Consider the following 11,711-nt stretch of genomic DNA (forward strand, 5'->3'; position numbering starts at 1 on the left):
TCATGAGAGTTTTTAGCCACTCTTACTTTATTATCTACTCCTACATTTAAGGTATTGCTTAATCCTACTATGGTATCTTTAGATAAGCCTACATTAGTTAAGTATTCTCCTCCTATATTGACATTTTTAGCTAAGTCTATGGTTTGAGTATGAATCTTTTTAATCCTTTCATTATAAATTCCATCCACTATAGAATCTTTATCATTTAAAATTCTTTGAGTGAAATTATGCTGGACTAATTCATCATAATCCTTTTGGGCTTTTAAATAAATTTGTTCTTTGTCTTTTATATTTGAGAGGGTAAGTTCATTATAACCTTCTTCATTAACACCTATGGTTTTAGAAGAAAGAGAAGTTTGATGATCATTAAAAGGAAGATTTACTAAACTTGGATTAGCCCCATTATACAAACTAGAGCTCACATAAGGTTTATCTATATCATCATCTAAAAAAGAAATAATCACTTCATCTCCTATTCTTGGAGTATGAAAAAAACCTGAATGATTACTTGCTATACTAGAAGCTACTCTTAAAAAAGGAGTGTGATGGTAAGATTTGTAAGTATTGCTTGATAAATTAGAAGAATTTGTATCTATATCATTTGCAATAAAAGTATCATTATCTAATTCTTCTTGATTGGCATAAAGATTAATCCTTACCTTAACCCTTCCATATTCATCAGTATAAATAGTATTTCTCTCACTTTCTATATCCTTACTCTCTCCTATAACAATACCTTGAGTGCTATTAGGAGCTTTAGGTTTAACTTTAAAACTTGGAGTAAAGATAATATTCTTTTTTAATAAAGTTAAAGTATTGGAATAAGATTTACTTAAATTTAAATCTTTTAAATTTAAATGATCATTCGTATTAATAGAATTAGCTAAGATGGCATCATCAATTAAGATTTGAGTATTAGCAATAATAATAAAGTCTTTAAGCAAAGAAGCTTTATCTTGTTTTTCTTCATCTTGATTTTTTATTTCTTCTTGATGATTAAACTCCTTATAATTTAAAGTGATAAAATCTCCTAAACTAAGATGATAAATATTACTTTTTGCTAGTAAGCTTTCATTTAATACTAAGGCTCTTTTTTCTTTAAGAGAAGGCTTAGTCTTTAAATCAATGCTTTTTGTAAAAGAATATTCACTCTCATAAAAATGTTCATTATAATAAGCTTTGTTATTAAGTTCTTGTTCATAAGCAACTTTACTAGAGTGTAAAGATAAAAGATTTAAAGGAGTATTGGCATTAATACTAGAATGTGTAAAAGAATTAGTTCTTAAGCTTTGCTCTTTATAAATAGAAGAAATACAAGCTTGATTTAAAATATTATTAACATTAGGATTATATTCTATCTCTTTATTTTTTACATTTTTATATACATCACAAAAATAAATAGTGTTCTCATCTTCATAAAAAAAGATTCCATTATTATGGCTTAATCTTGTAATAAAGTCTAAATCACTTTCATTGTATTGAGAGATGAGTTCTTGTTTTTCATAATTAAAATGTATATTAGAATAATCAATTTCTTTATGTAAGATATCTTGATAAAAACCAAGGGTTTGTTTAATCACTTCTATAATATTAGTATGAGTATAAATACGATTGGCTTTATTTAAAGAAAGTCTTATCAAAACTGATTGAAGCTTAAAAGAAAAAAAATGCTTGTATTTTATTTGCTTAGTATTTGAAGCGCTATCATTAATATTTAAAGCACTTTCATGATTAATGCCTAGATATTTTATATAAGTGATAATTCCTTTATAATTTTTAACTTCATTTGTGTCAAAATTTAAAGTATTGTTTTCATAAGGATTATGAATACTTAAAATAGCTTCTTGATCGATTAAAACATTAGGATGAAAATTAAAAGTTGTAGGGGTGCTTAGATGAGATGAAGCATTGGTTAAAGTATTTAAAGAAAATAAATCTTGTTCTAAACTTTCAAAAAAGCCTTCACATTCTATAGAAAAAAGCTCTTCAAGACTTTCTTGGATGAGGGCTTTAGTGATTTTAAAGGGTAGGGGATTTGAAGTAGAATTTGATATATCAAGACTCATAAAGGAATTTGAGGCCATTTTTTCTCCTTAATGTGGTAATAAGATTTATCAAATACAAAGCTTATAAGTGTGATTAAATTTTTATTTATATTTGTTTGTAAATATTGTAGCATAGTTGGGGTAAATTTGAGTGTGTTTTATGATTATGAATATTTATTCACATAGTTTCATATATACTATTGTATATTTTTTTTGCGTATTACCTAAAATTTTTGCCCAACCAAGTTTGGCAGTATTTTCTTCTCCTAACACAAACTTCATTTCTGAAGAATAATTGATTTTAAGGTATAAATCAACGCAAAATTCATAATTTGTTAAAAACATTATACTATTTTTTAAATCATCATGTTTAGTTCCATTAGGCATAAATTTAACCGCTTCTTGATATGAAATATCTTTTATATAAATTGCTATTTTATTTTGATAAGAGGTAAATTTATCACCTAGTATGAAATTACTCCCCAAGGCATGATTTTTTACGCCCAGTTTATTTCTTTGAGTATCAGAGATTAAAATTTGGTGAGGCAAATTTTCAATGATTGATAATTTATCCTTAAGTTTAAAATTGACTTGTAAAACTCTTTCAATGTGTGTTTTAGGTCGTCTTAAACTTAGTAGTAAAGGTGCAAATGGTAAATATTTTTTTGCAATATCGTATTCTTTAATTCCTAATATATTAAATAAAATTTGAGAAATAGAGTCTTTAAAATTATCATTAAAAGATCTTGGATAATTTTTTAAGCCAATAACATCGAAAAATATCCAAAGTAAATAGTGATTAAAAAAATCAAAAAATAAAGTCCAACCTTGTTCTCCATCTTCATTTCTGGATAATTTATCTAACATAAATGAAGGAAGTTGTGAGGAAACTCCATGTAAGCCCATAAAATTTACAAATAATTCTATAAATGATTGATCTGAAAAAATAATTTTTTCTAAATCTTTATTTGGATGCTTTAAACTTTTATTGGTTCTTAAAAATATATTTTTTTTCCCATAATTTTTTTCTAGCTTTCTTATAAGTTTAAAAAAACTATATGAAGTTGGATCATTCATATTAAAGCTTTTTTTCCAAAAGAAGCAGGATAATGCAGAATTTCTTTTGAATCAAGACATTTTATCTTTAATTCACAAAAGGAATTAATGCTAGCAAAAGATGCTAAAAATTTGGATATAACTAATCCTAGTAAATATACTTCACCTAAAGTATAAAACTTAGAATCCTTAATACTAAAAATAGCCACTGTTCCTTTTTTTGTAATATTTTCATCAATTAGATAAGTGCTTTTGCTTTGAATATCAACTATAGATTCTTTTAAAAGTTCATAAGATTTCCAATTTAACTGATTATTTAAAAAACTATAGCTTTCTAATACACCAAAAAAAGCTTTTCTACTTAATATGGTTTGATAAGAAAAAGATAATACAGAAACAAGTTTCCACAATAAATTGCCATCAACGCTGCATCTTCTCGCTTCACTTGGAATTTCGATATTTTTAGTATCAACACCTTTTAAATTGCAATTATTAATATCTCCTATTTTTAATCTTGAAGGCAGATCTCCATTAGAGCATAAAAGATCAATGCTTATAGTTTCATCCATTAAATAAGAGGAGAAAAAGGAAATTTCGCTAAATACTTCTCCTTTAGAATTCTTTTTAGTATTTATGCTATAAAAGTCTTTTTGATTATCTTTTAAAAATTCAAAACGTTCAAAACTCTTATAGTTTTTTAATAATCTTTTACCCCCTTCGCTATTGTGTGCTTTAACTTGCAATGTTTGTATAATCTCATAAGCTTTAGGTTGGCTTCTATCAACAAAAATTCGATAACTATCTTTTTTATGATTATTTATAAGAGGTTCTGCGCTTTTTGCAAAGATATTGATAATAGGCGTCATACTTAAAGAAAACAATTCTTTTCTAAATATGCAATTTGCAGGAAATGGTTTAGAGAATTTAAATTCAATATTAATTGTTCTTCCTTGGCAATTATTTAAAATATCTAAGTTATTAATTCTTAGAAAATTAAATTTATGGGGCATAAAAAAATATTCCCTTAACAAAGAAAAAGCTTCAAAGCCTAAATCATTATAAGATAAACTACTTTCATCTGGATTTAATCCTATTTTTTCAATATCGTAAGTATTAAGAAAAAATTCTTCATCAGTATCTAAACTTTGAATTTTTAATTCTTTTAAATAAGAATGCATGTATAATAATAAAGTACTAGACATATAGGTATCATTGCCTAAATATAAATTAATTTTTTCTAAGCCCAAATCACTTATTTTTGTTTCTGCTTTATCTATTTGTAATTTTAAATTAAAAGTATAGTCTTGGTTTTTACTTGATGCAAAAACCTCATTTATCGAAATAGGGTAAAGATAGACATCATAAACAGTTTTAAATTCACAAATGCATTTATCTATAGGTTTTGATTTAACAACGGTTCCTTTTGGAATAGTAAGTTTATTTTCTTTGCTATTTTGTTCAAGTTTAAATTCTTGCATACATAATGAGGGTATGGGATTTGTATAGTTTGGAGAAACTATATTGATTAAAGATTCTGCAATATGCGGGATATTTTCATCAAGTTCTTGGTGAATTTTAGAACTTAGGATGGCTAAATTTTCAATAATTCTTTCTACATCGGGATCTTTGCTATTGTAAGCTAAAAATGGAGCTAGTTTTGGATAATTTTTTACAAAATGTTCCCTAGTTTCATATAGATATTCAAGCTCTTTTTGATAATAAAAGATATTATCTTTCATTTAACCTCACAATATCTATTATTTTTAAAAATAATTTCTATACTAAATTCCTTAAAACGATCCTCTTGAAAAAAACATTTTACAATAAAAGAAAGTTGCCAAGGGCTTAAGCTATTATCATAAGTAATAGAAACAACTCGTATTCTTTTTTCATAACTATCAATTAACTTTCTTATTTCCTTAGCCATTGATATGCATAATTCGCTAGAACTAAGATTAATGTCAGTCATATTTGGCATCCCTAAATCTTTCGCGGTATAACAGTCATTAATCTTAGAGTTGAGCAAAACTTTTATATTATTCTTTACATCCTCAAAATCATTTTGATAGAATGGAATATGAATGTTTTGCTCATCTAAATTATGGATCAGTTTATCTAGCAAGGACATTATTATTCTTTATCTAATTTTCCTACTAAAGAAAGTTCAAAATTACCGCCCATATATTTAAAATGAGGTCGGACGCTTAGTCCTATTTTATACCATCCTGGCTCTCCTGGTATATCATCAACTTTCACTTGTGCTGCTCTGAATGGACGACGACTTCTTACTTCAGAAGGTGGATTTTCTTGATCGGAAATATATTGTCTAATCCATTCATTAAGACCATTTTCGATATCGCTTCTTTCTTTCCAGCTCCCTATTTCTTCTCGTTGTAAAACCTTTAAATAGTGCGCCAATCTTGAAATTAAAAAGATATATGGAAGCTGAGTTCCTAATCTGTAATTTGTTTCAGCTTCTTTACCTTCTGGGGTATTTTGAAATATCTTTGGTTTTAATGGAGAATTTGCTGAAAAAAATGCTGCATTATTACTATCTCTTCTTAATGTTAAAGTTATAAAACCTGCTTCAGCAAGTTCATACTCTCTCCTATCTGTAATCAAAACTTCTGTAGGTATTTTTGATTGTATAGTTCCAAAATTTTCATAAAGATAAGTAGGCAGATCCTTAACAGTTCCTCCGCTTTTTGGTCCTATAATATTGCCGCACCATCTATACTTAGCAAAGCTTTCTGTTAATCTTGTACAAAAAGTATACGAAGAATTAGCCCACAATAAATGATTATGTGAAGCATGAACATTTTCTTTATAGTTAAAGCTTTTAATAGGGTTTTCTTCAGGGTCATAAGGGCTTCTTGCTAAAAATCTTGTCACTAGTAAGCCTGTATATTTAGAGTCTTCATTTTCTCTAAAAGTTCTCCATCTTGTATATTGAGGTCCTTCTAGCAAACCTTGTAAATCTTGAATACTTGCAAGCTCAGAATAATCATCAAGCCCAAAAAACTTTGGTCCAAAAGATGTCAAAAAGGGAGAATGACTCATAGCTGCAATACTAGCCATTTTATTTAAAAAAGTCATATCAGGACTTGCTGATCCAAGTTGGTAATCTCCGATGATTGCTCCTACGGGTTCTCCTCCAAATTGTCCATATTCTGAAGAATAAATATTTTTATAAACAATACTTTGTGTGATGTCTGGATTATTTTCAAAATCCTCTAAAGCTTCTTCTTTTCTTATATCAAATAGGTCGATTTTTATATTTTCATTAAAATCAGTTCTTTCAACTAGAAATCTAAGTCCACGCCAAGTAGATTCAAGTTTTTGAAATTCTTCATTATGTAAAACTTCATCCATTTGTTTTGAGAGTAAATGGTCAATATGGGCTATCATTTCATCAAGTGCAAATTTATTGATTTTTTCTTCGGCATTATCACTTTTTACAATTTCTGAAATAAATTCAGCAACACCTCTTTTGGCAATACTATAACTTTCATCAGTTTTAGAGTATTTGCTTTTCTCCATAATTTGTTCAATAATTGGCGTATCAATTACTTTGGTATTTGCCATTTTAATTTCCTTGCTCTTCTTGTTTAATTTCTAAAAGTAACTTTTCTTTAGTTTTTTCATTTTTTAACGCTTCTAAAACAGCTTTTCTAAAATCAGGAATATTACCCATAGGACCTTTTAAAGCCATTAAAGCTTCTCTTAGCTGCAATAATTTGTTTAACTCAGGTATTTGTTTAGCTAAGCTATCTGGAGAAAAATCCTTCATACTAGCAATATTGAGCTTAACATCAAGCTCTTCAGCTCCTGTTCCAAGAGTATTTTTTACGCTAAAACTCGTTGTTATATTGAGTTTTCTCATAACTTGATCAAAATTGATCTTGTTAATTTGCAAAATTTCTCTTTCTTCTAAGGGGGTTTCGTTTTTTCCTTTTAAATTTGCCATTACCATTAATTTTAACGGCAGCTCCACATCCTCATTTTGTCCATTAGTTTTAGCTTTATATGTAATATTAATTCGTTCCTTTGGAGCATGAGATCCATCTGACATTTTAAATCCTTAAAAATAAAAATTTTAGCTTAATTATTATATTAAAATTTGCTAAATTTAATCTTGCATCATTTAATTTTATTTTTTGCGTTTTCATATTCTTCGGCTAGATAATCTTTTAGTAGAGTTTTTTCCATTAACTCTACTAAGTATATATTTAAAATTTTAGAGTTCTTTTTCATTCCTTTTGATTCAAAAATTTTTACCATATCTAGCAAGGAATTAATATTATTCATAATAGAATTATTAAAATTTTCTTTATCAATATTCATCAGCATTTGCTCAAAATCTTGTAATGTATGTTCTTTGTCAGTTTTTTTACTTGAAAAAAAACTTTTTTTATTTTCTTTGGATTTAACAAAATATTTATAAACTTCTTCTTTGCAGATAAAATCACCATTTTGAAAACGGAGAAGTTCAATAGTATCAAATTTAGAAATAAAATCACTTGTTAATATTATAAGAATGTCTAATTGTTTATTTTTTTTCTTTTTTTCTAAAAAATCACAAAAGAGTTGTACACCCTCTATCCAAAAAGGATTTAAAATAAGTTCATGCATAAAACATTTAATATGTTCTATATCATTTTCTTTATCAGAAAGTAATATGCGAATTATATCTGCATCAGGTTTTCTTATTTTAGTAATTTTTTCATTATTACATTCAGGCAAACACCTGATTTTTCCCCACATTGCTTGGGTGAATAAAGCGTAGATATTGAGATTATTTTCATCCTCTTCCAAAAGCTCAAATGCAAGTTTTTGATAAAAATTTTTATATTCTCTCTCGTTTAAAGAGTTAATATTATCGCTTCTAATGTTTACAGATACTTGAGTTACAGGAGATTTTGGAAGTTGTGGTGCAACTTGAGCAATTTCAATTTTTGCAAAATTGCAAGATAGTAAATTTTCAAATTCGGAAAATAAAGTAATAAATTGATTAACAATCTCAGATGATATAAGCACTTTTGTTTTATTGTATTCTTGAATAAAATTTTGAATAAAATTTTGAATTTTTCGCTTTTGAGCTAATATATAAGCATTATTTTCATCTATAAGTTTTTTTAAATGTTGAAAAAGAAGCAAAAGCTTTTCAAAGCATTCTTCATTGTTTAAGTTAAAACACGATAAAAGAAAATAGTTGCAAATTTTAAAATCTAAAGAATGATTTAATAATATAAACTGAGAATATTGATAAACTTTATCCCAAGAAATATTTTCATGGTTTAAAGTCTTATATTTTGACATCTCATCTTCAAGTAACTGAAATTCTTGTAGTTCATCTAAATTATTTTTCAATTGATCACAAAAATACATTTAATTCCTCCAAAAATTTGCCTCATTATAATTAAATTTTAAAAAATATTATGTTAATTTTTTAAAAAATTTACTCAATTAATCATAAATTATATATTCTAAGATAGAAAGGATACTTTAGTTTCATGTTTTGTAAAAAAAGCTTATTTTTTTTATTGCCACTATTCTTTTGCGCTTGCTCAAGTGTTGTTAGTGTTAAGATAAATAATGTAGAGAATTCCAATCTTAATAATAGACATGATGATGTTCCTGTTACGGCTATTGTATATCAACTTAAGGATATTAAAAAATTTGAAGAAGCAAGTGATATAGATTTGGCTACTAGAGAAGAGGGGGTACTAGGCAAGGATAAACTTGATTCTATTAAAACGCAAATTGCACCTAAAGACAATATTATCGCGGTTAAAGTAGATGAAGAAGAGGTTCCTTATGTAGGCATTCTTGTATTATTTGCAAATAATACAAAAAAAACAACAAAAATATGGGCAAAGACCGAAGATGCAAATGGGTTTGGGAAGAATAAGTATTTAAAATTTGAAATATCCAAAGAAGGTATCAAAAGAATTAAATAGGAATAATATGGCAAATAAATTAAAAGTTGCTTGGTTTGATGGACTTAATATTGGACAAACCCATTTTGAGCAGCAAGAAAGATTTTTTAATAGAAATATAGATCTTAAAACTATAAATATATATAGTAATTTATATGGAATAATAGACTTGGAATTTTCTCAAGAGATGTTATTGCAAGGAAAAATTGCACTTTCTAAAATTTCAGGTATCGCACAAGATGGAAGCATTTTTAATGCACCTGAGCAAGATTTGTTGCCTGAGCCTATTGAAATCAATTATGAATCTTTAATTGATTCAGTTGTGGTATTAAAAATTCCTATCGGAGTTACTGATATTGCTGATTTATCTTTAAGAAATACTTTTCCAAATTCAAAGTTTATATGTCTTAGAAATAGTATTGCTTTAAGAAATTATGATGATTCAAAATCTAATGTAATGGACAAAATTGAAGATGAGTACGAACTTGAAAATCTGACTTTTACACAAGAGAAAAAAGATTTACTTCTTGCTAGTTTAAGATTAAAACTTGGCATTTTAGGTAATTCAACTCCTGATGAACTTGAATTACCAATTGCAAAAATTAAAAATATTGATATCAATAAAAAAATTGAATTAGAAAGTGATTTTATACCCACTTGCTTAAATATCAGCAAAATATCTACCATAAGATCCTTTTTGGAAGAAATTATTTTTTCAATCAATCAACATAAAAAAGTTCTATCTAATGTTTTTAAAGGAATCGATCAAACAAAAAATACATTGGATTTTAGCACTTTTTTGTCCCTTAATCTTTTAAAAAAATGGTATTTAATATTTTCACATCTATCAAAAAAAGATAAAATACATCCTGAATTTTTATACGAAAAATTTTTAGAATTTCAAGGAGAGCTTGCAGCTTTTAGCAACGAAGAATCTTTTTTAGATTTTATTCCTTATAAACACGATAATCTTTATAATACTTTTTTAAATATGATGAATAATCTAAGATTGTTATTTTCTAAAATCACAAGCCCTAAATATTTTATAGCTAAGACTAGTATTAACGGCAACGGTTTTTATGATTTTATTTTTGATAATTCGGGAATTTTAGAAGAAAGTGAAATTTATTTCGCAATTCGTGCAGATGTTACTACAGAATATCTACTTAATAATTTTAAAATTCAAAGCAAGATACATACTCAAAGTAAAATTAAAAATATAGTCGCAACTCAGCTTGAGGGCTTAAATGTAGATCAAGTACCTAATGTTCCATCTAGCATTCCTTATTTAAATGGTTATGTTTATTATAAATTAGATAAAAGAGATCAACTGTTTAAAGATTTTAAAAATGAAAGTATCATTAGTATGTACTTGACCAACAATATAAAAAACCCTGATATTATAATGTGGGCGGTATTTCAATGAAAGAAATAAATGAAGAAAAAAAGGCATTAAGCTTACTTCTTGATTCAGATTTTGATGGTTTAAAAAACAATAAAATTATTGATTATTCTTTGGAGTTGCTTTTGCTTTCTTATAGACTTTCAAAAATAAGCTCTATGGATACAAGTAGTATTAATCAACTTAGAGAAACATTGATTAATAAAATTTTAGATATAACCGCTAAATTAAGTATATGTAAAGAATATGATGAAAAAGAAATTATTAAATTCAAATATTGTCTTTGTGTCTTTATAGATGAAAGCTTAATGAAAAATGAACTTTTTATTAATTTTTGGGCTCACAATACTCTAACTGTAAGGTTATTTGATGAAACTTTAGGTGGAAATAATTTTTATGATATTGCATCATCTTGGATTAATAACCCTTTTAAGTTTAAAGATTTTTTGGAATTTATCTATGCTTGTTTGATTCTTGGTTATAAAGGAAAATATAATGAGACTAAGGATAGAGATGAAAAAATAATTCATTTTTGCAATAATATTGCCACATCTTTAAAACCGGTTTATAAGATAGAAGAAGAGTTAGCTTTTAATAAAGCATATAAAACTGGTTTGAAAGAAAATATTTGGCAAAAATTTATAAGATTGTATTTTAAAAAACTTATTATCGTTGTGCCAGCATTGATTATATTAGGAGTATTAAGCTATGCAATTTTCAATTTAGAAACCAATAATCTTAAAGTGGATAATAATATATCCGTATTGATAAAAAATTTAACACATATAGAATAAATATACTAAATTTTTAAATATCAATTTATTTGTTATGAGTAAAATTAAATAAAAATTATTTTACAGCTAGAATAAAAATCAAATGCAAAACCTATAAAAGGATAAAAATATATGAAAAAACAAGCTCTATTATTTTAATGATAAAGAAAAAGTTATACTGCTAACACTAAACCACAAAATTACATCTTAATTTTAATAAAATAGAGAATCTAAGGAGATAACCCATGACATATATATTACTTCTTATTATAATTTCTACTATTCTTTCTTATCTTATATTAAAATTTATTTATAAAATCATCTTTAAATCTACAAAAAGCGTTTCAAAGTTTTTAGTCTTTCTTGGAAGTATAGGCTTAATTATCTTTTATTATACTCCTTATTCTTATTATTTAGAGCCTAGTTATTGGCAATTTAGGAATATGTGTAAGTTAAATGAACTTCCTAAAGTATAATAAGATTCTAGGGTATTTTG

Annotated in this window: 11 protein-coding genes; 4 read left to right on the forward strand and 7 right to left on the reverse strand. The window is 26.2% G+C overall.

The genetic code is table 11. The features are described 5' to 3' along the window. The 7 genes from AJ887_RS10550 to AJ887_RS01535 form a co-directional block, all read right to left on the reverse strand. Positions 1 to 2,084, reverse strand: a 2,084-nt coding sequence (locus tag AJ887_RS10550) for a type VI secretion system Vgr family protein (protein ID WP_070284724.1), incomplete at its 3' end; no start/stop codon positions are given. 135 nt (positions 2,085 to 2,219) lie between these two features. Then, positions 2,220 to 3,122 (reverse strand): type VI secretion system baseplate subunit TssG, encoded by a 903-nt coding sequence (tssG, locus tag AJ887_RS01510; protein WP_070284726.1) that lies wholly within the window; start codon positions 3,120 to 3,122, stop codon positions 2,220 to 2,222. Then, on the reverse strand, positions 3,119 to 4,840 hold the full coding sequence (tssF, locus tag AJ887_RS01515) for a type VI secretion system baseplate subunit TssF (protein ID WP_070234020.1): 1,722 nt from the start codon (positions 4,838 to 4,840) through the stop codon (positions 3,119 to 3,121). Before tssF ends, tssG begins: the two co-directional genes overlap by 4 nt. Beyond that, on the reverse strand, positions 4,837 to 5,229 hold the full coding sequence (gene tssE / locus AJ887_RS01520) for a type VI secretion system baseplate subunit TssE (protein ID WP_070234022.1): 393 nt from the start codon (positions 5,227 to 5,229) through the stop codon (positions 4,837 to 4,839). Before tssE ends, tssF begins: the two co-directional genes overlap by 4 nt. Before the next feature lie 2 nt (positions 5,230 to 5,231). Next, positions 5,232 to 6,686 carry a type VI secretion system contractile sheath large subunit gene (tssC, locus tag AJ887_RS01525; protein ID WP_070284728.1) on the reverse strand — a complete coding sequence of 485 codons (1,455 nt, stop codon included), beginning with the start codon at positions 6,684 to 6,686 and terminating at the stop codon, positions 5,232 to 5,234. 1 nt (position 6,687) lies between these two features. Then, the gene (tssB, locus tag AJ887_RS01530; RefSeq protein WP_002881833.1) at positions 6,688 to 7,173 is read right to left on the reverse strand and encodes a type VI secretion system contractile sheath small subunit; all 486 of its coding nucleotides are present in this window, start codon (positions 7,171 to 7,173) and stop codon (positions 6,688 to 6,690) included. A gap of 68 nt (positions 7,174 to 7,241) precedes the next feature. Then, positions 7,242 to 8,489 carry a type VI secretion system domain-containing protein gene (locus tag AJ887_RS01535; RefSeq protein WP_060787630.1) on the reverse strand — a complete coding sequence of 416 codons (1,248 nt, stop codon included), beginning with the start codon at positions 8,487 to 8,489 and terminating at the stop codon, positions 7,242 to 7,244. A 125-nt stretch (positions 8,490 to 8,614) separates the two neighbouring features. Between AJ887_RS01535 and tssJ the strand changes: the two genes are divergently transcribed. The 4 genes from tssJ to AJ887_RS01555 all read left to right on the forward strand — a co-directional run bounded on the left by tssJ (position 8,615) and on the right by AJ887_RS01555 (position 11,691). Then, a complete protein-coding gene (gene tssJ, locus AJ887_RS01540; protein WP_002779659.1) occupies positions 8,615 to 9,061 on the forward strand; it encodes a type VI secretion system lipoprotein TssJ in 447 nt (148 codons plus the stop codon). A gap of 7 nt (positions 9,062 to 9,068) precedes the next feature. Beyond that, entirely contained in the window at positions 9,069 to 10,466 is a 1,398-nt protein-coding gene (gene tssK, locus AJ887_RS01545) for a type VI secretion system baseplate subunit TssK (protein ID WP_002779660.1), read from the forward strand. Beyond that, positions 10,463 to 11,236: a type IVB secretion system protein IcmH/DotU gene (gene icmH, locus AJ887_RS01550; protein ID WP_002881837.1), complete on the forward strand. Its 774-nt coding sequence runs from the start codon at positions 10,463 to 10,465 to the stop codon at positions 11,234 to 11,236. Before tssK ends, icmH begins: the two co-directional genes overlap by 4 nt. A 224-nt stretch (positions 11,237 to 11,460) precedes the next feature. Beyond that, complete coding sequence (locus AJ887_RS01555; protein WP_002881838.1) at positions 11,461 to 11,691, forward strand: hypothetical protein; 231 nt, start codon at positions 11,461 to 11,463, stop codon at positions 11,689 to 11,691. Positions 11,692 to 11,711: the final 20 nt, after the last annotated feature.

The sequence above is a fragment of the Campylobacter sp. BCW_6466 genome (assembly GCF_001762835.1).
GTDB lineage: Bacteria > Campylobacterota > Campylobacteria > Campylobacterales > Campylobacteraceae > Campylobacter_D > Campylobacter_D jejuni.